Source organism: uncultured Pedobacter sp. (assembly GCF_913776295.1).
Taxonomy (GTDB): domain Bacteria; phylum Bacteroidota; class Bacteroidia; order Sphingobacteriales; family Sphingobacteriaceae; genus Pedobacter.
Map to the genome: position 1 here is coordinate 121,535 of NZ_CAJYOJ010000060.1, position 21,781 is coordinate 143,315.

At 39.1% G+C, this 21,781-nt stretch carries 20 protein-coding genes and 1 tRNA gene; 11 read left to right on the top strand and 10 right to left on the bottom strand.

The genetic code is table 11. The features are described 5' to 3' along the window. Positions 1-9 precede the first annotated feature (9 nt). Together QZ738_RS12835 and QZ738_RS12840 are read left to right on the top strand one after the other, a co-directional pair. On the top strand, positions 10-447 hold the full coding sequence (locus QZ738_RS12835; protein ID WP_293788130.1) for a FixH family protein: 438 nt from the start codon (positions 10-12) through the stop codon (positions 445-447). Continuing rightward, the gene (locus QZ738_RS12840) at positions 444-1,145 is read left to right on the top strand and encodes a sulfite exporter TauE/SafE family protein (protein WP_293788132.1); all 702 of its coding nucleotides are present in this window, start codon (positions 444-446) and stop codon (positions 1,143-1,145) included. Before QZ738_RS12835 ends, QZ738_RS12840 begins: the two co-directional genes overlap by 4 nt. Before the next feature lie 461 nt (positions 1,146-1,606). Here QZ738_RS12840 and QZ738_RS12845 read toward each other — a convergent pair whose 3' ends face one another. Then, the gene (locus tag QZ738_RS12845; protein ID WP_293788133.1) at positions 1,607-3,991 is read right to left on the bottom strand and encodes an outer membrane beta-barrel family protein; all 2,385 of its coding nucleotides are present in this window, start codon (positions 3,989-3,991) and stop codon (positions 1,607-1,609) included. Positions 3,992-4,100: 109 nt separating this feature from the next. Between QZ738_RS12845 and QZ738_RS12850 the strand changes: the two genes are divergently transcribed. Then, positions 4,101-5,555, top strand: a complete 1,455-nt coding sequence (locus tag QZ738_RS12850; RefSeq protein ID WP_293788134.1) for a sensor histidine kinase KdpD — start codon at positions 4,101-4,103, stop codon at positions 5,553-5,555. After that, positions 5,542-6,234, top strand: a complete 693-nt coding sequence (locus QZ738_RS12855; RefSeq protein ID WP_293788136.1) for a response regulator transcription factor — start codon at positions 5,542-5,544, stop codon at positions 6,232-6,234. Before QZ738_RS12850 ends, QZ738_RS12855 begins: the two co-directional genes overlap by 14 nt. Before the next feature lie 151 nt (positions 6,235-6,385). On the opposite strand, the gene QZ738_RS12860 is transcribed toward QZ738_RS12855, so the two are convergent. The 3 genes from QZ738_RS12860 to QZ738_RS12870 are packed head-to-tail and all read right to left on the bottom strand — an operon-like array spanning position 6,386 to position 9,581. After that, on the bottom strand, positions 6,386-6,922 hold the full coding sequence (locus QZ738_RS12860) for a hypothetical protein (RefSeq protein WP_293788138.1): 537 nt from the start codon (positions 6,920-6,922) through the stop codon (positions 6,386-6,388). Between the two features lie 33 nt (positions 6,923-6,955). Next, complete coding sequence (locus QZ738_RS12865) at positions 6,956-7,585, bottom strand: response regulator transcription factor (RefSeq protein ID WP_293788140.1); 630 nt, start codon at positions 7,583-7,585, stop codon at positions 6,956-6,958. Next, on the bottom strand, positions 7,578-9,581 hold the full coding sequence (locus QZ738_RS12870; RefSeq protein ID WP_293788142.1) for an ATP-binding protein: 2,004 nt from the start codon (positions 9,579-9,581) through the stop codon (positions 7,578-7,580). The genes QZ738_RS12865 and QZ738_RS12870 overlap by 8 nt, the downstream gene beginning before the upstream one ends. 223 nt (positions 9,582-9,804) lie before the next feature. On the opposite strand from QZ738_RS12870, the gene QZ738_RS12875 reads away from it, so the two are divergent. The 5 genes from QZ738_RS12875 (at position 9,805) to bla (ending at position 14,200) form a co-directional block, all read left to right on the top strand. After that, the gene (locus QZ738_RS12875; RefSeq protein ID WP_293788144.1) at positions 9,805-10,389 is read left to right on the top strand and encodes a hypothetical protein; all 585 of its coding nucleotides are present in this window, start codon (positions 9,805-9,807) and stop codon (positions 10,387-10,389) included. A gap of 11 nt (positions 10,390-10,400) precedes the next feature. Next, the gene (locus QZ738_RS12880) at positions 10,401-11,030 is read left to right on the top strand and encodes a carboxypeptidase-like regulatory domain-containing protein (RefSeq protein WP_293788146.1); all 630 of its coding nucleotides are present in this window, start codon (positions 10,401-10,403) and stop codon (positions 11,028-11,030) included. Positions 11,031-11,054: 24 nt separating this feature from the next. Further along, positions 11,055-11,846, top strand: a complete 792-nt coding sequence (locus QZ738_RS12885; protein ID WP_293788148.1) for a hypothetical protein — start codon at positions 11,055-11,057, stop codon at positions 11,844-11,846. Between the two features lie 285 nt (positions 11,847-12,131). Next, the gene (locus tag QZ738_RS12890) at positions 12,132-13,316 is read left to right on the top strand and encodes a serine hydrolase (protein WP_293788150.1); all 1,185 of its coding nucleotides are present in this window, start codon (positions 12,132-12,134) and stop codon (positions 13,314-13,316) included. 17 nt (positions 13,317-13,333) lie between these two features. Further along, the gene (gene bla / locus QZ738_RS12895) at positions 13,334-14,200 is read left to right on the top strand and encodes a subclass B3 metallo-beta-lactamase (protein ID WP_293788152.1); all 867 of its coding nucleotides are present in this window, start codon (positions 13,334-13,336) and stop codon (positions 14,198-14,200) included. A 37-nt stretch (positions 14,201-14,237) separates the two neighbouring features. Here the strand turns inward: bla and QZ738_RS12900 are convergent, their stop codons facing one another. From QZ738_RS12900 to QZ738_RS12915, 4 genes are all read right to left on the bottom strand, one after another. Then, positions 14,238-14,963, bottom strand: coding sequence for a hypothetical protein (locus QZ738_RS12900; RefSeq protein ID WP_293788154.1), 726 nt, complete (start codon positions 14,961-14,963; stop codon positions 14,238-14,240). A gap of 74 nt (positions 14,964-15,037) precedes the next feature. Next, positions 15,038-15,946 (bottom strand): DUF4097 family beta strand repeat-containing protein, encoded by a 909-nt coding sequence (locus QZ738_RS12905; protein WP_293788156.1) that lies wholly within the window; start codon positions 15,944-15,946, stop codon positions 15,038-15,040. A gap of 21 nt (positions 15,947-15,967) precedes the next feature. After that, the gene (locus QZ738_RS12910; RefSeq protein WP_293788158.1) at positions 15,968-16,744 is read right to left on the bottom strand and encodes a HEAT repeat domain-containing protein; all 777 of its coding nucleotides are present in this window, start codon (positions 16,742-16,744) and stop codon (positions 15,968-15,970) included. After that, positions 16,737-17,297 carry an RNA polymerase sigma factor gene (locus QZ738_RS12915; protein ID WP_293788160.1) on the bottom strand — a complete coding sequence of 187 codons (561 nt, stop codon included), beginning with the start codon at positions 17,295-17,297 and terminating at the stop codon, positions 16,737-16,739. The genes QZ738_RS12910 and QZ738_RS12915 overlap by 8 nt, the downstream gene beginning before the upstream one ends. Positions 17,298-18,223: 926 nt before the next feature. On the opposite strand from QZ738_RS12915, the gene QZ738_RS12920 reads away from it, so the two are divergent. Together QZ738_RS12920 and QZ738_RS12925 are read left to right on the top strand one after the other, a co-directional pair. Continuing rightward, positions 18,224-19,519 carry a hypothetical protein gene (locus tag QZ738_RS12920; RefSeq protein WP_293788162.1) on the top strand — a complete coding sequence of 432 codons (1,296 nt, stop codon included), beginning with the start codon at positions 18,224-18,226 and terminating at the stop codon, positions 19,517-19,519. Positions 19,520-19,521: 2 nt separating this feature from the next. After that, on the top strand, positions 19,522-20,001 hold the full coding sequence (locus tag QZ738_RS12925; RefSeq protein ID WP_293788164.1) for a hypothetical protein: 480 nt from the start codon (positions 19,522-19,524) through the stop codon (positions 19,999-20,001). Between the two features lie 600 nt (positions 20,002-20,601). On the opposite strand, the gene QZ738_RS12930 is transcribed toward QZ738_RS12925, so the two are convergent. Continuing rightward, a tRNA-Ser gene (locus tag QZ738_RS12930) sits at positions 20,602-20,689 on the bottom strand. A gap of 94 nt (positions 20,690-20,783) precedes the next feature. Next, entirely contained in the window at positions 20,784-21,773 is a 990-nt protein-coding gene (locus QZ738_RS12935) for a YihY/virulence factor BrkB family protein (RefSeq protein WP_293788166.1), read from the bottom strand. Positions 21,774-21,781: the final 8 nt, after the last annotated feature.

Here is a 21,781-nt window from a genome sequence, read left to right on the forward strand (position 1 = left end):
AACTTAAAAATGAAGAATATGAACTGGGGAACGAAAATAGTAATGGGGATGTTTGCATTTATGCTGTTTATTGTAACGATGGTAATTTATATGTTCCATATCCATGGCAGAGACGCGTTGATAGAAGAAAATTATTATGAAAAGGGAATTAATTACAATGCGGAGTTTAATGCCAAACAAAATGTATCGCAAGATGATGCCAAACCTAAAATTACCGTAACCAGTACGCAGATCGTGATACAATTAAAAGATAGTGCGCAATATGAGCTCTTACTTATGCGCCCAGCAGACAGCGGTGATGATGTAAAACTAAAAGGTAATACAACCGGAGCATCAAATCTTATCCTGGTAAATCGGGCTACAATGGCAAAGGGGCTGTGGTTTGTCAACATCGGGTGGAATGTTAAGGGTAAAAAATATCTGTTTAAAAATAATATTACTTTATGACAGGCTATCTGCCACTGGCATTTCTGATGGGATTGTTTGGAAGCCTGCACTGTGCCGTAATGTGCGGACCCATTATGCTGGGCATGCCTTTCAGAAAACAGGTTTTTTTTATTAGTGCATTTCAATTGATTCTATATCAGTTAGGTAGGATTGCAGTTTATACCATTTTAGGTCTGCTGGTTGGCCTGGTAGGAAGCAGTATAAACCTGTTCGGCGATCAAAAAACCTTGAGTATTTTTATAGGCCTGATATTGATTCTATTCACAGCTTTGCAATTCAATAAACGTTACAGGGAGCGGTTTTCTGCCCTCCAGTTGAAGGCGGTGGGTCCACTCAGCAAACTAATGGGCAAGGTTTTTAATTTAAAATTATGGGCATTATTTGCAGGTATGCTTAACGGCATTATTCCCTGTGGAATGGTTTATCTGGCACTGGCAACAGCATTGAACACTGGTAATATCCAATCGGGTGCTGCATTTATGTTTCTGTTTGGCCTGGGTACCACGCCACTCATGCTGATGATTTCGCTCGGCGGGATTTTTTTGAAAAAATACATCCACTTTAATACCAACAAATTAATCCCCTGGTTAATGTTTTTTATGGGTGCTTTACTTATTTTACGCTCAGCCGATTTGGGCATTCCATTTCTTTCACCAAAAAATACGGGTGGCTACGGCCATTCGATAGGGTGTAGGTGAATAAGTTTAGAGTTGGGCGTTTGCGTTTTGGATTAGATTAACCGATGCTAGCGCAAGTATTATTGCCGTGATATCGGGCTGGCTGACTTGCGCTTTTGAGTATCTTTTAATAATGTTAGGCACGTTGTACCTGCGTTAAATAAACCTGACCGGCAGCGTTATCCCGATTGGAGTAGTCATTTTATTTACCGATGATCTAATCGGGATTAAGCAAAGGGCAGGACTGGTAAAACCGAAGCACTACAGGCATTGCTTTTCTAAAAATATAAATGATTTATGTTAGCGTTTTCGTCGTGTCAGATGGAAACATCCGACACCACACCATATTCGATAGAGTGTCGGTGAATAAGTTTAGAGTTGGGCGATTGCAGTTTGGAGTAGATTAACCGATGCTTCAACGTTTTCGTCGTGTCAGATGGAAACATCTGACACCACACCAACTAATGGCCAATGAACTAGTTCTACTGTGCGCGTTTCTTTTCCTCCTCGCTGGCAGAAGTACGTTTTCTGGCTGCAGTTGGGTTGCCTCCTAAGCGGTAAGAGAAACTTAAAGTAGCACTTCGGGTATCATTTCTCTCCACAAAGCCATTACGTTGGTTTTGATAGTTAACGTCAATACGGTAAACGTTGCTATAAAAAATATCATTTGCGGCAAGCCTTAAAGTTCCTTTACCTTTTAAAACACTTTTACTTATACCCGCGCTCACATCGTAAAGCTTCGCAAGTTTGTAAATACCCTGTATAGTAGGAGAAGAATACCATGCGCTGATTTCTGCTTTCAAACCCTTCGCTTTATTTAAGATAAAGCTATGATTAGAACTTAAATAAACACCCCAAACATGGTAGTCATAGCGTGCCTGTAAGTATCCTGACTTTTCCTGCCGGTAGGAGCCCTGCGCATAATTATTTATTTCCCACCAGCTGGCCATTTTGATTGGAAAAGAAGCTGAAAAACCAATTTCCTGACTCAAATCCAGGTTTCTCTGAGTGTCATAAAATAGTTTTGATGTGTTATCCTGTACCGTAATATTACTAAAATAATCAGTTACCCGTCTCAGGTAAAATGATACGTTGTATTGCTGCTTGTAGGTATAACCCAGTTCGCCGCTGTAGATAAAAGCTGGTTGCAAAGAAGGATTTCCTTCCAGATAGGTATACGGACTGGTATAAGATTTAAAAGGATTGAGTCGCCAATATTCCGGCCTGCTAATCCTCGAATTATAGGTGAGTTTCACCTCATTGTACTTATTTACATTATAGACCACAAAAAGTGTAGGAAAAAGTTTAAAATAATTGTTCTGATTGTTAGCATTTAACACAATAGATTTACCATTTGTGCGGGTGTATTCTCCCCGTAAACCACCTTCAAAACTCCATTTGCCTACATCGCCGGTGATGCTGGCATAAATGGCCGAGATATTTTCAGCATACTCAAAACGATCGCTGCGGTTATTCACCAGCTGAAGACCAGAAACCGGATTATTGTAAAAGTCGAAGCGGTTACGCGTGCGGATGCTGCTATATTTTAAGCCAGACTCAAATGTCCATTTATTCCAAAACTTGTCCGTGTAATCTACTTTTCCGGAATAGATATCGATATTTTGGTTGGACGGCGTAAAAATATGATACTGGTTTGGTAGTGGAGTACCATTGCCGAAAATTCCATAAGTATCTACCTGCTGACTATTGTCGTTTTGGTAGGGCACATAATCAAAATCTACATTAATATTCTTGCCGTTGGTATCTAATTTCACCTTATAATTAAAATTAAAACTGTATTGACTGGCTTTCCCATTAGCAACATTTTGAGTTTGCAGCACCGAATCCGGTGATGCCGCGTAGTTGTTAACGATAGTTGTTACTGTACTATTTAATCTGTTGCTTACGCCATTATAGCCATTTACCAAAATGCCAACTATTTGTTGTTTGGTAATATTATAATCGACTCCTATTTTGTAGCTATTTGCATTGCCCAGCCGGACGCCTGACTTCTCATTTCTCCAATCGGCATAACTTCCCGGGGAATCAAAAATAACGTATTCGCTTTCACGATGGTCTTTTTTGCGGTGGCTATAGCTATAACTGCCATACAAATTCAATTTGTTTTTCCGGTAATTAAACACCACCCCGGGGGTATAACTATCATAGGTAGATCGGGTATAACCGCTGGACAGCACTACATTATAGCCATCGCCCTTTGGTTTTTTAGAAATGATGTTGATTACGGCACCTCCCTGGGCGTCATAACGGGCTGTAGGATTAGCAATGATTTCTATTTTGGCAATATTGTCAGACGGTAAACCGCGGAGATAGGTAGCTAAATCCTCACCTGATAATCTGATGGGTTTATCATCCATGTAAATCATTACACCTTTGTTGTTGGCTGTAATTCCTCCATCAAACCGTGTTTGTACGCCGGGTGCTTTAGCTAATGCGTCCCATACGGTTGTGCCACTGGCTACAATGCTATTTTCAACGTTGAATATTACCCTGTCAATTTTCCTGACAATAACCGGTTTGGCGCCTGATACTGTTACTTGATCCAATATTTTCTCATCGCTTTCCATGATGATGATAACAGAGTCTGTTGGTAAGCTCAGTCTCCTGTTCGTGTTCTGATAGCCCACCGCATGTAACTCTAACGTATAATCGCCTTTCAGCGGCTGCGGAAAAGTAAACAGGCCCATTTTTGAAAGTTGAGCGGTTAGGGTAGAATCACCGTGACGGAGTTTAATGGTAACTCCATCAATGGGTACGCCATTTCTATCGGTGATCAAACCTTTATGCAATTGAGCGGAAACCATTATTGGCAGGCAAAAGAATAAGATGACGGTTAATTTTTTCATATTTCAAAACTAGCTGCCATGGATGTAAAGCAAAGTTAAGCTCGGTTAAATAAGGTTAAATCTTTATTTTGTACTTCCGTCACTAAAATGATTTGCTCATTTTAGTGGGATGAAATGGCTTACATCCAGATATGTTTTTCCATTGGCGGTGATTACGCTGATGATTAGTTTTTGCCTGCAGTGCGTATGGATCAAACAGTTGTACCTTGCGCAGACACAGCAGGTTAAAAGTAAGCTCGAATCCATTGTAAGCAATACCTCTAAACAGATGGTTTACCGAAGCGTGTCAAGGGGACGCGAGCGGAGCAGCCGTTTTAAGCAGTTTTTTCTTTCTTCAGAATGGTTCGCACTGAGGCAGGCTTTTGATGAACTGAAAGTGGACAACCTTCACAGCCAGTTTCATTACGGGATTGATAACGATAGTACTGTTGTTGAATTGAGGATGTCTTTCCTCAATGATCCAAAAAAACGCTTTAATATATCATCATCGGCAAAAACCGATAACATGTCTCCCCATCAGGTTTCTTCAGATGATCAGAGAGATTTGAAAAGTCTGGATAGCATGGTGAACAGCCAACTTCAAAAATTTGGCGTTAAAATCCTTAAAAATTATGCTTTGTACGATTATTCGAGTGGAAATCTGATTAAAGCTGTGCCTTTTGCCAAAAATAAATTGTCTTTTGTTAGTGAGCGTTATACTTACAACTTAAAGTTCTTACACCGATACCAGCTTGTTCTGGACAATATTTTTTGGATTGTTGTTTTCCAGATGCGCTATTACCTGATTTCATCTTTAGTGATGCTGGTACTTACCGCAGCGGCTTTTTATCTGCTCATCAAGCTGATGAAAAATCAGCAGCTTTACGCACAAGCTAAAATGGCTTTTACCAGCAACATGACCCATGAACTGCAAACGCCGATCTCGACGATCGTTGTTGCCCTCGAATCTATTAAAAAGTATCAATTAGCCGATCAACCCGAAAAGCTGGAAAACTATATTAATATCAGTGTTCACGAGCTGCAGCGTTTGCAAGCCATGATTGAGAAAGTGCTTAAACAGGAGCAAATGGATTTGGGAGAAACGAAATTGCAGTTCAGCCTGATTGATTTACAGCCGATACTGCAACAGGTCATTCATGCTATGGAAGTGCAGGTGCAAGAGAAAAATGCTTCGATCATATTTTCGCAAAAATCTGAACCGTTGTTTGTTAAGGGTGATGCCATGCATATTTCCAACGTTTTTTATAATCTGATAGATAATGCGTTAAAGTATTCTCCGGCTGATGCCAAAATTGAAGTATTGTGCAGTATTGGTGATCATCAGTTAACAGTCAGCTTTAAAGATAACGGTCCGGGCATAAATGAAATTTATCAGCAACAGGTTTTTGAGCGGTTTTTTAGGATTTTCAACCAGGATAACATCCATAATGTAAAAGGATCTGGTTTAGGCCTTCATTATGTAAAACAGGTTATCGCGTTGCATGGTGGCCGTGTTGAATTACACAGCAAAGTTGGAAAAGGATGTAATTTTGTAGTTATTTTGCCTCTATATGAAGAAAATTAAGGTTTTGTATGCAGAAGATGAGCCTTTTTTAGCGCGTATCGTGTCTGATGGTTTAACCAGCAGCGGTTATCATGTAAGTCTCGCTTTGGATGGACAATTGGCCTTGTCGCAATTTCAGGAAAGCAAACCGGATATCTGCATCCTTGATATCATGATGCCGCAAAAGGATGGTTATACGCTGGCTGCTGAAATCAGAAAATCAGCCCCCCATATTCCCATTATATTTTTAAGTGCGAAAGCCCTTACGGAAGATGTGGTGATGGGTTTTAAAAGCGGAGGAAACGATTACCTTAAAAAGCCATTTAGTATTGATGAGCTCCTGGTGCGAATGGAATCGCTCTTAAAAAGATTTGGCCATACGCAGGAAGATGAAAAAGATGAAGTTAGAAAATATCAATTTAGGAATTGTGAATTGGATGTCCTTACGCAAAGGTTAAAAACTTCGGTTAGCGAATATTCACTTTCCTATAAAGAGACCATATTGCTTGAGTTATTATTGAAAAATCGAAATAGAACTTTGGAACGTGAGCACGCGCTGATCAAAATCTGGGGCGAAGATAGTTTTTATAACGGTCGTAGCATGGATGTATTTATGGCACACTTGCGCAAGCTGTTAAAAACTGAACCAGAAATTCAGATCATGAGTTTAAGAGGAGTGGGGTACAAGTTGATCTGTTGATAGCGCTAAACGTCGTTGAATAGACTTTTACGGATGCTATCAAATCTGGTATATATACAATATGATTTAGCCGCCATTTAACAGGTATATCCAACATCATTTAAACTTCAACACATAGTAGTTATCGATCACAAAAAATCAGCTGATTAAATTAATTGACAGAAGAACCGATGATCTCATTTGTTATCGATAAAAATTTAAGTAGGTTTTTCCTGTCAAACAGAAGGGTGATAAAACGATCTCCCTTCTTAAAACGAAGCTTCAATCCTCCGGGATATAAACTATCATCACCAAGCTTTTCTTTTGTGATTTTATACTCGCTGAACTTCAACATGCATTCCCGTGAGCTTGTTTTATTCATCGACAGATTATAGGGCAAACCGTTCACTACAATTGCTTGATCCTCCGGGATGTCAAAAAACATTTCTGTTATCCTTCTGTCTTCCTGAAGGCTACAATATAGTTCCAACCCTGATTTAGTTAACCATTTTGCATAGGGCTGATCGTTGGCATCTTCATAAAAAATAGTTTTTACACCTAATACTGCAGAAACCTTTTCTGGGGTTTGAGGAAAAATAAACTCCTGATTTTTATTTAAAAGGATTTTAAGTCCGGCATTTTTCTGCGCAAAAGAAAATAATGCTAAAAATTGAAAGAGCAATATTAATTTGGGTGCGATTGTTTTCATACGGTTGACGAATAAGTTAATATTGACTTTTATTTACAATAATTGCTGCTGGTGGGCAGCTGCGATCAATTCGGCCACATTCTTTGCTTCAAATTTCTGTATCAGGTTTCTCCGGTGCGTATCCACGGTCAGCGGACTTAAAAAAAGTTCGTGGGCAATATTCTGACTGGTTTTCCCCTCTGCCAGAAGAGATAAGATCTGCTTTTCCCTTCTGGTAAGCTGTGGTGTATTGCGAAACTGGTTTTTGGTCGGACGGCTGATTATTTCGACTACCTCCCTGCTGTAACAGATATTTCCGGTTACAGCTGATGCAATACATTGCCGAAGTTCGTCGAGTGAGCTGTTCTTGAGCAAATAACCACTTGCCCCGTTTTGTATGGTTTGCATAATGATGCTCCGTTCGGTATGGTTACTGAGAATGAGTATGGTTATCTTCGAAAATTTCTCTTTGATCATCTGACAAAGATCCATTCCATTAATATCAGGCAGGGTAACGTCCAGCAGCACCAGATCTACAGGGTTGCTATCCAAATAAGAAAGTAATCCCATGCCATTTGAGAAACCGGCCACAATTTCCAGGTTATCTTCATTTTTGAGGAGGGTTTTAAGCCCTTCAATAACAATAGGATGATCATCTACAATAACTGTACGGAGCTTATTCATCAATATTTGTTTTGAGTTCAATATCTATACTTGTTCCTTCACCGGGAGCGGAATGCACCTCGAATTTCCCTTGCAAAAATGCGATACGGTTTTTCAGATTATCCAGTCCCATTCCTTTTTTCTCAGAAAGGGTAGCCATATCGAAGCCACGGCCGTTATCTTCAAAGGTGATGAAAATGGTATTTTCGTTTTGGCTGCACTGCAGTATAATGTCATCAGCATGTGCATGTTTGATGGCATTGGAAATAAGTTCCTGTACAATCCGGTAGATGTTCAGCTGCACATTCATGGCAATATTTTTTTGAATACCGAACATTTCTGACGTGATGCGTAATCCGTCGCGCATATAGAACTCACAAAGATCTTTCAAAGCAGTTTCGAGACCAAACTTCAGCAGTGTGTCAGGAACCATATTGCGTGCAATACGGCGCAGTTCGGTAACCGAAGTATCGAGTTGTCTGATAATGCGATGCAGGTCCTTATCATCAGCAATGGCCGGTTGGGTATCGGTCCAGCCTGAAAGACCTATTTTAACACCCGATAGCATACCGCCGAGGCCATCATGAAGATCTCTCGCCACGCGTTCCCGTTCCAGCTCTTCGCCTTCAAGCATGGCTTTGGTAATCTTCAGCTGCTGTTTTCTTTCCATTTCATTCAGCTGTTGCTTATAATTAATCTCCTTTTGCGCAGCCAGTTTGCGTTTATTCCTGGCGGTGAGTAGAACGAAAACCAATAAAAGGATTAGAAAAAGGCACCCCAAACCCAGCATGAACTTATACAACCGCTCATTACGGGCATTTAGCTGTACTTGTTTATTCTCCGATTGAAGGGATTGTATTTTTTGCTGATTCTTCGCCGTTCTGTATTTTGTTTCCAGTTCGTTGATTTTGACCTTCGTCTGGTCGGTGTTTATACTGTCATTAACCTGCCTGAATTTACTGAGCCAGCGGTAGGCCTCTTTATAATCACCCAGTTTTTCATTTACCTTGGCCAATTCAGAATAAAGCATGGCCCGGTCATTAATTTTAGCCGTTAAAGTACCTTCTTTAATGATATCCAGTAAAATCTGCCTCGCTTTGCCATAGTTTTTTTGCTGCTGATAAATTTCATATCGGCGGAAGAAAAATTGTTGATAGAGCTGCTTCTGATTATACTTTTTAGCAAGGGTAATGCCTTTATCTACACTTTCAAGTGATTTCTCAAATAATGATTTTGTGAAGTAATACAGAGATTCATTATAATAGTACAGCGGATAATTTAATGAGTAAGGATAGGGTTTTAGTAATTGCTCTGCCTTCTCCAAAAGTACACGGGCCTTGCCAGCCTTATTATCGTAACAATAGATGCTTACGCCATTAAGATAGGAAAACAACAGATCAGTATCAACAGCCCCTTTTTTCTCCAGTAACATAATGGCTTTTTCATTATAAGCGGCCGCTTTCGAAAACTGGTAGTTATTCATTAAAATAGTAGCCAACTGGGTATAATAGTACGCAATACGCTTTGGGTCACTGGTTTTCTCTGCAATTGGGATACACTTTTCCAGGGTGATTTTTGTGATGAAATCATAACCCATCTTGTCTACGTTCATGATGGCGTAATTATACCAGGATGCAGCCTGCTTGGCATAGGCCATTTTTGTATTAAACGGCAAAAGTGCTTCAGCGGCTTTTTTGAAAGCGTCAGATGCCTTTGGTTTATTCCAGTTGAAATAATATTGCCCTTTATAAAAAAGTGCCAGTGCATTTAAATACTTATCGCTTTTTGCGGCAGCAATCCCTGCGTTTAGGTAGGCTTTACTTTTTAAGGTATCTTTAAATTTCCAATATTCTACCAATAGGAAATTGGTATTCGCTCTTGAACTGTCTGGAATTTTTTCCTCTAAAATGTGCTGCAGGCTGTCGAGATAATGTTGCTCATTAAGGGGAACCGGCTGTTGGCCAACCGATTTAAATGAGATCAAAACCGCTATCAGGAATAAGAAAAATCTGGTCATGCTTAAAAATTACATTTGTTCACCGGGCTTAACATCAGCTTATCGTTCAGGCAAGGCAAATTTATCGCTAAATATCAGATATAATCTACAGCACAGCATCATTTCATCTGGCAGTGATAAAAAAATACCTAAAAACCATTAGAAAAAAAACGGCAAAAATCGGTATTTCTTTTAGCTCATACTTGCAATAGCTTTGCCATTATACCATAATGAGCATAAAACTATGAAAATATTATTCTCGAAAGCTTTTCTTACAAAAGCCAATTTAATCCGAAAGCCATTTGATAGTATTTTGGCAGTCCTTTGTTTTATCCTGATCACCGTATGCCTTTCAGCGTGTTCAAAAAACGATGATGGCGGTGATGCGCCCGCCGGTGATTATTATCTCCGGGCAAAAGTTGGTGGAAAAGCGATCAATTTCTACAAAGTAAATTTTCAGGGCGGTCGCAGTGATAACCGGTTTGAACATATCGTAATTGGTGGCCACGAGACTTCTTATCCTGCATCAGGGCCGGTTTCACCATCTCTTGATTTCGAAATCTGGAAAATTGGCGGCAATATTACCCCTGGAACTTACGCTACACCCGGTGAAAATATGATAGCCCGTTATGCCATCCAAAAAAGCGATGGCACGCTGTTGTATAACACGGCTAATGGAGATGATGTTTTCACGGTGAAAATTGAAGCCATAAGCAAAACAGGCATCAAAGGAACTTTTTCAGGAACAGTAAGAAACCTGGCAGGAGAGGCCATCAGCATTGCCGATGGTACATTTAATCTTCCCTACGAAACCATTATTAATCCTTAACATCAATAATCATGAAGCTTAAAAAATATGTCCTTACCTTATTTTGTGTGGTATCAGCAACGGCTATAGTTTCCGCACAGTACAAAGAACCAGAGAAAAAAGATAAAGCGGAGATCTTCCGTCCGGAAATGCCTTTCGACTCGCTGCTGGCCAAAAAAATGTTGGCCAAGGGAACTGCTGTTATCAAAGGGGTAGCTTTCACCAGGCAAAAACATCCACTTGGGTATGGGGTGCCTTTATCACCCCGGATTCTCGCTAATAAAATTACGGTGGTTTTGCTACCCGTAACACCTTATTTTGAAGAATGGTACAGGCTGAGAAAAGATAAAGAAAATATCAAAAGAAAACGCTTCGTTTACCTCTCTGACCAGGCTTTCCGTTATCGACTGGAGGCCATTACCAATAGCGACGGTGAATTTACCTTCCCGGATATGAAACCTGGCAAATACTTTTTACAGGGTATGTTAGATTATACCCTGAGAGGTACATACAATGCCTATACGGGTTCGGGTTATAACGACTACGGCGGACGAACCGATTATTATCAGCAAAAAGAGTATTATAAAAACATTCAGGACCGTATTGAGACTTTTGTGGAGGTAAAGGAAAACGGAGAAGTTGTTAAGGTCAAATTGCACTAATTCACAAACAATAATGTCTACCCCATGAAAACGGCTAAAATAAATATAGTCATAACAATTGTGTTAATGTTGATCTCCGGTATGGAAGTACATGCCCAGCTTGGCGGGCTGTTTGAAAAGGCCAAAGAGAAAGCAGAAAAAGCCCTTGAAAAAAAGATTGACAAGAATACCGTATCCACAAAAGCTAAAACAACCATTAACGCAGGAAACGGCAATGTCGTTATAGGTGATTCTGCTGTTTTTTCAGAAGATTTTTCCGCATTTGAAACGGGTGCAACGGCCACCAGTTTCGAAACAAACGGCGTAGCCAATATTGCAACCATAAAAGGCCAGAAAGGTAAGTGGATGGAGATAAAGGATAAGGCCATTTATAAATTTTCCCGCCAGATCACTTACCCTAAACAGTTCACTTTGTCTTTTGATATCATTGCCATAGCAGATCAGGTAAAAGACATCTCGCCAATGTCGTTTGGTTTTGCAAGCGACAACAGCGTTCGCCAGCACGAAAGCAACATAGGAACTTATGTACAACTGCACTATTATGATACCGATCAGGTAAATATTGGCAGCCATAAGCCTGAAAAATTCGTAAGTACTACCTTTGACCTTGAGCCATGGCTCAACCGTCCGCTACATGTGGTGTTAGCTGTAGATGGCGATCGAATGGCGGTGTATCTCCATAACGTTAAACTTGCTGATACCATTTTGTTCAGTCCTGCTGCAGCTAAAAACTTTTACATATCCGCTCCCTGGGAATATGCTAATGAGGCAAAGGTGCTGGTAAGTAACTTTGAGGTCTCAGGCTTTAAGAAATAGTATATTTTGTTCGTGCAGCGTAAAATAGGCCAGATTAATCGTTCATGTTAAGCTGGTATCACATATTTCACCACTTCATATTCCATAGTTGCTACCGTAAATAGCGTTTTAATCATGTAACAAAATTGAATTTGAAACATCAAATGCGAACTAACTAGTGACTAGTTGATAAATCTTTTTTCGCATAAACAAAAAATGCAGATGTTATGAGTAGGATTAAGTGAGCAGTGTTGGATCGAATAACCACTTTTAAACCTTTAGTTCAAAAATTGACGAGCCATTTTCATGAATTATTATAGACGGATCCTTCTGGCTTTCGCAGGAACATTGGTCCTCGCCAGCAGCGTCTTTGCACAAAATAACGCTAAACCAACCCATATTGATAGCTTAATCATTAGAAAAATGGCTGAAGATGGGATTGTGGGACTCGGGGCAGCGATTATTATTGATAAAAAGGTAGCCTGGAAAAAAGGATACGGATTTTCTGACAGGAAAAACGGAATTCCGTTTACTACCTCAACTTTAATGAACATTGCGTCGGTTTCCAAAACCGTGACTGGTGCCTGCCTTATGAAAGCGGTAGAACAGAATAAACTCTCTTTGGATGAGGATGTAAATAATTACCTTCCGTTCAAAATTCACAATCCTTATTTTCCGGAAGCTAAAATCACCCTTCGGGATTTAGCTACCCATACTTCAGGACTTACCGATCGGTACCCCTTTTATACCGATAGCCTTTACTTTAACGGGAAAGATTCGCCACAAAAACTTGGAGATTTTTTGCAGCAATATTTTATCCCCGGTGGACCGTATTATTCGAAAGAAAATTTTCTGGATCACAAACCGGGAACATTTCGTGAATATTCTAATATTGGTGCAGCACTGGCAGGTTATGTCGTAGAACTCAGAACTGGTCAAAAATTGAACGAATACAGCAAAAAGTACCTGTTCAATCCGTTGAAAATGGGGGACACCGGATGGTTTTTATCAGAAATAAATTTGAAAAAACACACGAAACTTTATGAAAAGAAAGACAATAAGTTCCAGGAAATACCGCTCTATGGTTGTACTACCTATCCTGACGGGGGCGTTCGTAGTTCAGTGGATGATCTAAGTCATTTCTTGATCTGCCTGTTGAATGATGGAAAATATCAAAACAAACAGGTGTTAGAAAAAGAAACCGTTAAAGAAATGCTCCGCTTTCAGTTCGATGCAACCCATACACCTGAAAATGTGAATCCTAAAACACTAAATTCGGGTATTTTCTGGGCAACCAAAATGGGCGCCACCAGGATTGGTCATAATGGATCAGATCCGGGCGTACGGGTTTTCATGCTTTCTGACCTTAATAAAGAAGTTGCTGTCATTCTTTTTAGCAATACTTCGCTGAGTGAAAACGAAGAAAGTAAATTCTTTGGAATCTACGATCAGCTTTACCGTTATGGTGTTGAACTTAAAAATAAGCCATAAAACTGACCCCAATGATTATGAAAAAAATCCTGTTACTGATCTTCATTTCTCTTTTTTATCGCGCCTTGCAGGCACAAGAAGTGCATGAACCATCTTCCAAAAATCACCCTGATTGGTCGAAACCTTTTCCGCCATTTCGCATCGTTGGCAATATTTATTACGTGGGTACCGCCGACCTGGCCTGTTACCTTATTGTTACCCCTAAAGGAAATATACTGATCAATACGGGATTGGCCTCATCTAAAAAACTGATTGTGGAAAGTATTAAAAAGCTGGGATTTAAACTTTCAGATACTAAAATCTTATTGACTACACAGGCGCATTTTGATCACCTTGGTGCCATGGCAGCGATCAAAAAAGAAACCGGAGCTAAGTTTATGGTTGATTATGCAGACGCTCAGGTAGCAACTGACGGTGGCCGTTCGGATTACGATCTGGATGGTAAGGTTTCAGTTTTTAAACCTATAAAAGTTGACCGTATTTTGCATGATGGAGATATCATCAGATTAGGAGGAATGGAATTAGTTATGCTTCACCACCCAGGGCATACCAAAGGCTCATGCAGTTTTCTGCTTACCGTTAATGACCAGAAAAAGAATTACAGGGTACTGATCGCCAACTTACCGACGATTGTGACAGACAAGAAGTTTACAGATGTTACTACCTATCCTCATATTGCAAAAGATTATGCCTACACTTTGCGGAGTATGAAAAAACTAAAGTTCGACCTTTGGGTAGCTTCACACGGCTCACAGTTTGACCTCCTGAAAAAACATAAACCCGGAAATCCTTATAATCCAGCTGTTTTTATGGACGTTAAAAATTTTTATGATTATTTGGATGAATTGCAGGTGGAGTATGATAAGAAAATGGAGAAGAGGTAAAAGATTACTCTCCCGAGTCTTCGCCATTTCCTTTCTCTTACGGTTTTCTTAGATAAATATTGCCATATGATGAACTTAAATCATAACTCGGACCAACTCCCGGAGCAGCGGCTAAATAAGTAAAGAAATTTTCCTGCTTCATTGCTGTCGGTTTAAGCTCCAAATTGGTATATATTTTTCCGTAACGATTGGTCAGTTTGATTTCACCTATGGCCTTTTGGCTGATACTTGCATCAATTCCTCCGTACTTTGCATCTACTTTAATAGGTCCCGTAAAATCTTTAATTTCCACCATGCCATAAATAGCATTTACTTCGGCTTTAATGTTTACCGGAAGTTTAATGTTAATGTTGACTTCAATATCCCTGGTTTGATAAGTCGATATTTTTGCGCTGCCTTTTTCTTTAAGGTAGGCATCAAGGTCAGCTTTTGAATTTAAACGCGTTTTAATCCCATTTTCGATTATATAATAGGCATCAGGAATTTTATCCATATCAAGTTTATTCTGAATAGTAAGTGTTCCATCGGTGCTGCTTTCCTGAAGGGTAAATGCCGAATCGTTTTCACCACCATTTATTTTTACCGTTGCCTCGATGCCTACTTCATTTTTATCCCAGCTCGAAACCTGTATTACTTTTGGATAATCGAAGCGAAATACCACTGCATCGCCCTTTTTTACCGGATAAGATTTATTGACATGGGTTTGCGTAAACGCAATACCAGGCATTATGGCCATCAGAAGCCAAAATAATATTGTTTTCATAAAATAATGCTTTATTGCCGCTGCCTCAGGTATGGGGCTTTAAGCAGATGAGAATAGAAACCAGGAGAGGATGATTATTTCTCTCTGAGGTATACATTTTTATAACGCGAAGTTAAAATCAGATCAGCACCACCACCGTTTATTTTTCCTTTAATGTTTTCAGCATTACGGCTACTGATACTATATCCTAATACCGATACATCGCCATTCACAGTTGTTGTTAAGTTACCTACAGATTGGCCTGTACGTACCGTAGTAACCTGACCAATACCATTTTCGTTGCTACTTACCGATGTAAAACCTCCGCGTTCTGGTTTTTCAGATTTATCAATAGCGATTTTCAAACCCTCTGCCGCGTAAATTTTGCCATAACTGGTGCCCAGCTCTACATTTGCCTTGGTGTTGGCAGGAAGTGAAACATCTATGTAACCGTAAACCGAAACAATAGAGACAGGTCCTTTAATAGGTTCAGAAAAAATAGCATCAACTGAGCCGTAAAGCGTTTTAATATTCATCGGGCCGCTGTTGTTTTCGAGCTTGATTTTGTTGTAACTGGTAGAAACTTCTATTTCGCTTTTAAGATTTTTAAGGATAATTTCGTTTTGATACACATTGCTTTTATTGGTAAAAACCACTTTGATGTTCTGCGGTACTTTAACGGTTAAAATACCTTTAATTTCGCGGTCTACAGCATTTACATTAATTTCACCACCTTTTTCGGTAACATCTAAACCCAGACCGGTATTATCGGTAAAACCCGATCCATTAATGGCATGTAGCCCTTTAGCACGCTCATCAACCTCTTCGGTTTCTCTTTTGGGCATCGAAAATACGATCTCGTTGCCACTGTAACCTTCTACTATTGCACCGGAAATATTCAGATTAAGCTGCCCGGAATTTTTGTTTAACTTGTATTCCTTCTGCGCAGATGCCGATACCGTGATGGCAAGCAAAGTAAAAAGAACGATCAATTGTTTTTTCATAATTTATTGGTTTTTATCTATTTATAATTTATCCTGATTTAATAATGCATTGTATGCCTCATCGCGTACGGCAGCAAAAGTTTCCGGATTGTTGGCGATGGCATAAAGTTTTTCGCCAATTTCCGCATTTTTCATTTTTCCTAAAAAGCTCACCAGGCCAAGCTGCACCATAGGGTCGTCTTGTTTACTTAACGAATTTACAAGCAGTTTAGAAGCATGTTTATCGGCACTGTATTTTTGCAACACATTAAGTGCAGCTAAGCGCACATTGGTATTGCCATCGTGGTTGAGCGTTTGCGATAACCTATCAAGCGTTTTGGCACTGATATGGTTGTTTTTTTCGATTTTTAATATCGCCAGCAACCTCACACTCGCCGAACTGCTGTCTTCTAATGCTGCAAATTCTTCATTCCTCCCAATATATTTCACCTTATCTTTTAGGTTGACTGGTTTCTCCACCTTAACCTTTGAGGTTTTAACAGGTATGTTTTTTTCAATCACCGTTTCATCTGTTTTTTCAACCGGTCTGCGCTGTAAAGTAGCAGTCTCATTTTTCCGAACTAAAAACCCTTCTTTTTGTGTCCCGGGATAAAATAAGAGCCATGCCACTGCCGCTACCAGCACTACCGATGCCGCAACCAGCCATCTGCTGTGGTTATAGAAAACCAACTTTTTAACATTTGTTCGTTCTGGTTGAACCTGCATCCGCTTAAATCGGTTTATATCAAAAGCCGGTGCTTCGAGATGATCGAATTCCTCCCGGTGCTGTTCCACAAAATCCTTTATCTGATCATTCATAATAACATTTGTCTTTAAGTGATAATAAAACACGTTTTTTTGCCCTGTGATACTGCGTCCTTACCGTACTGGCCGACAGTCCGAGCATTACTGCAATTTCCTCATGTGTCATCTTTTCAAATACATACAGGTTTAAAATTGTTTTGTAACCCGATGACAGTTCTTCGATACTTTTTTTAACATCATTGACCCTGCAGTCGAAGATATCAGCATCTTCACTATTATAGTCTGCCTCATCCTGCACATCCTCATCACCCAGGTCAGAAAATATTATTTTTCTTTTCCTCAAATGGGAGATTGATCGGTTTATCGCCAGCCGCCTTACCCAGGCTTCGAAACTAATTATTCCTTTTAACTTGGCTGCATCGCTAAATACCGTACAGAAAATATCCTGAAGAATGTCTTCTGCCTCACCGGTATGGTTGATAATCCGGCTAATCGAATTATAGATTTTTCGGGCGTAACGGTTATAAAGTCCCGTATAGCCTGCATTTCTTCCTTCTATGCAGAGTAGAATTAATTCCTGATCGGTTATCTTTTCAGTAGTGCGCAATGTGGAGCTTTTAATTATCTGTTTTTAGTGCATTTACATTCTTTAGTCGCAGCATTTACAATAGTGTTGCATCTTTTTTTAAAAAAAATAAAAATATTTTACTCATAACGGATACGCCCCCAAAAAAAAGTAAAGCACTAATTATTTTGGGTATTCATTTGACGCTTAAAAGCATAGCACGGTTCTCCCATACAGCTTATGATAATTTTCAGAATTTGTCGTGTGGACTAAAAGAGAAAAGCCTATAATTCTTTTGAAATTACAGGCTTTAAAGTATTTATGTAATCTGAAGAAATATCTTTTGCATTTTGGCGGAGAGCGAGGGATTCTATAGGTATCAGCATCAGGATTGCAATGGCATCCTCCTGTAAGGAGATATAGCGAAAAGTCCGACCGTAATTGGATGCCGAAAAAGAAAGAACTACTTTACACGCAGAAACACGTATACGTGCTGTTAAACAGATTTTTGGTAGTATAATAACAACTACAAAAATGATTTTGAGAGATCAGGATTTAGGCACTATCCATCAACGCTGCGCAGCTTTCAAAAGCTGCTTATTGGTTAAATAGAAAAAACCGTTTTTCTGTTCTTTATAACTTGTTCCTATACCATTAAATGAAATATTTTGGATAGCGGGATGTAGTGATGTTTTAAAGCATTACCACACATAGCACTCAACGCCGCTTTTACCAAATTTAAATTATTGATAAGGAAAGTATAATAGGTATTTACAAAACTCATCTCTATTAAAAAGATGTGACCATAAAAGTAATAAATACGTAACGAAATCTGACCTATTTACCAAGTATTTAGGTCTATATGTGTAAATACAAATGATGCAATTTAATATCATATTTAAATTGCATATATTTAAAAACAATACCCTTTCTCGTATATTTAAATTAACGCTTAAATCCGCATTTACATGTCATCTGAACGAACATCAAAACTCTCTGCATTCACTCTATTGCTTATTCTTGGAATATTAGCTATTTTTAATTCCTGCAAAAAAAACCAAAAACCAGAAGATCCGATAGCGAATGCGAAAGAGTGGTACTTAAACCATAATGTAAATGGCAGCACCATACTTCAATCGAGTAAGGGCTCCAGACAGCAGATCAAGCAAGAAGCAGACTGGAGTGGCGCAAGGACATTCAAGCTTGATGACGGAAGCGATGTGGTAAGTGTTCCTGTAAAAATGGTTTTAGGCAAAGGAGCGCTCGGAGGCAGCTATATACTCCTAATCGACAAATTTAAAGACAACTATAGAGTGCAAGTTGCTTTTAGCCCTGAAAAGGGATACTTTACTAATCGTATTAGTAATGATGGGATGATAGCTGTCTATAAGCAGACGACCAACAATAATCTAACGGCTGTACCGCGTAAGAGTAACAAAGATAAACTAATGACCATCACCTGCACCAGTTGGTATCTGACAACAACTTATTATGCGTATGATGGAACAGTACTCGGCAGCACATCAAGATACCTTTATCAGTCTTGCAGCGGTGATTTGGGAGACTATCCAGAACCAGACCACGGAGGGCCAACAGATTGCCAGGGAGTGGTGGCAGGAGGGGCTTATCCGACAGACTGTGGGTGCATTGGGGGAACTACTGGAATAACGGAATGTCCCTTGAGAGAGATTATAGATAGTGTCTCCAATCCTTGCATTAAAACCCAGGTTGCTCTGGCAGGTTCTGCCCAGACAACGATCAGAAATATGATGAGAGAAGTTTTTGGCGGCCCAACTGAGATTGAAAGTTTAAATTTAACATTCAAAGATGTTACCAATTTACCTAATACCACTTCTGGAGATGCTAAAAGATGGACTGCCACCAATAATGATTTTGAAATTCGATTAAATCAAAACACACTAAAGATTTCTTCTAAGGAATATATTTTAAGTACAATTTACCACGAGATTTTGCATGCATACATGTTCAGTAAATTGACTCCCGGTCCAGATGGAAGATACAATATTACCTCCCAGCATGAAGATATGGCAAATAAATATGTAATATTAATGACCGGTGCTTTGAAAATTGCTTTTCCGGGCATCAGTGATCAGGAAGCTTGGGGGCTTAGCTGGGGAGGTTTAGAAAATAGTAATCTATTTACAACGAAATTGACACAGGCACAGCGGGATGCAATAAATGAGACCAACCGAAGATATACCCATAGCTCGGCCACTGACAAACAGGGAACATATTGCAATTAACTATGAAACATTTATTATTTATTGTTATTATGCTACTGGGTAGCGTAACATTTGGGCAAAAAATGCCTAAGTTGTCCGTACTTATAAGCAATTGTGTAGTTAAAGGCACCAAAGGAGAAGCTTACGAAAATACAAAAAAGAATTTTGCACACTTTTTTGCATTGGCGCTATCTTTTGATGCAACAGGAAAAATTGACACCCTATACTACTCAAGTAAATTGAATCCCGAAACAAAAAAAATATATGCGCTGGACAGTTCTTTATTAAAGAGAATTAAAACTTACAACCTTAGCTTTAAAGAATATGCATCTAGGCTAGTACTTTTTTCTTATTATTGTTACAATTCAACGGATGATTCCGTAGATTATAAAAACGGTTTTTTAAACAGCATAAAGAATTTAGTTCCCGATGCGGTTTCCGGAAAACCTCTGATCATATTGGAACCTATTATTGACGCCAATCTTCCAACAGAAATTAATTAAATTTTTAATAAGTCATTTTATGAAACGATAGAATAGAGACATGTCATTTCCAGGCTTTAGCACTTCTTTTTTTATGATTTCACAAAATCAATAATTGATGATGACATTATTTTCGTCAGCTCTCATAGACCTTGTTTTCGATCTGAAAACGATAAATATCCTGTTTCGTAGATGTTTATGTTAAGGTCTCAAGGAAGTAATTAAGAATCTACCGTCTTCTTTAGTTCTTGTGGTGCTATAGCGAGATTGATCCCATCTTCTTTTAGTGGAGGTTTTTTTTGGTAATCCATCTACGGTTACCTTACATAAATGTATCTGATGTTTTCAGATTTACTTGATTTGATCTTCAAAAGAAGATTAGTCTATAGCTTTGTTCTAGCACTAGTTGAAATTTAAGTTGAATTAATATCGTTCTTCATTGAAGTCACTAATTATTACGGTGACTTTTATGACCTTAAAAAGCATAGCGAAAATTCTCCGATATAGCTTATGATAATTTTCAGAATTTGTCGTGTGGACTAAAAGAGAAAAGCCTATAATTCTTTTGAAATTATAGGGTTTAAAGAATTTATGCAATCTGAAGAAATATCTTTTGCATTTTGGCGGAGAGCGAGGGATTCGAACCCCCGGACCTGTTACAGTCAACAGTTTTCAAGACTGCCGCATTCGACCACTCTGCCAGCTCTCCGCTGCAAAAGTACAAACTCAACGTAACTCTGCAAACTCGGAAAGCTTTTTTTTTATATAAACTTGATAATTACTTAACACAGAGGGAGAAAAAATTATTTCTTCTGTATATTTTCTTCAATCGGCTCGGATTTTTTGAACAAATTAAAGGTAGGCCTGATAATTTTCACACTCCGTTTGCTCACATCAACGCTGGCATTCAGCTCAAAACCAATCAATAAAATCAATGAGTTGAGGTAAAGCCAGATCATCACAACAATTAGTGTTCCGATAGAGCCATACACCTTGTTGTAGGAAGCAAAATGGTTAATATAAAAAGAAAAACCCCAGATGGTAAGAAAGGCCAGGATAGTGGCCAGCCAGGAGCCTGCACTAAATAGGCGCCATTTTTTGGTATGTGAGGGACCGTAACGGTATAAAATGGAAATGGTGATGAAATACAGGATGGCCAATAATGCCCAACGGGTAAATTTGATGATATAACTTAAAAAACTGTCTTTAAGATGTAGTTCATCGTTGATTTTGTTGAGCAGCACTTCACCCAGGGCCATTGCACTGATGCAGATGATGATCGAAAAACAAATAATCAAGGTAAGGATAAGCGCGATCAAACGTTGTTTAATCCAGCTTCTCGTCTCAATGATCAGAGATGATTTATTAAAAGCCTTCATCAGATTTTTAACCCCATTGGTGGCAAAAAATAGTGCCGATACAAAACCGAAAGATAACAAACCGCGATTCTGGTTTTTAATGATATCTTTTAACGTCGCTTCAAAAGCATCGAAAGCATTATGCGGCAACACCAGCTGAATTAAATTTAAAAGCTGATCCTGGAAACCCTTGATCGGGATAAAAGGGATCAGGGTAAACAGGAAGATAATCCCAGGGAAAATGGCCAGCATAAAACTATATGCCAAAGAAGATGACTTGTTTACCAAAGCATCTTTTCCGATTTCACGAAAGAAAAATGTAGCTACCGTATACAAAGGAAGAGGGCTAAAACCTGGCAAAATGCATCTTTTGGTCCATTCTATAAATCTAGAATAGAGCTTAAGATGTAATAATTGCCTGTGTAACCATTCCATGATACTGG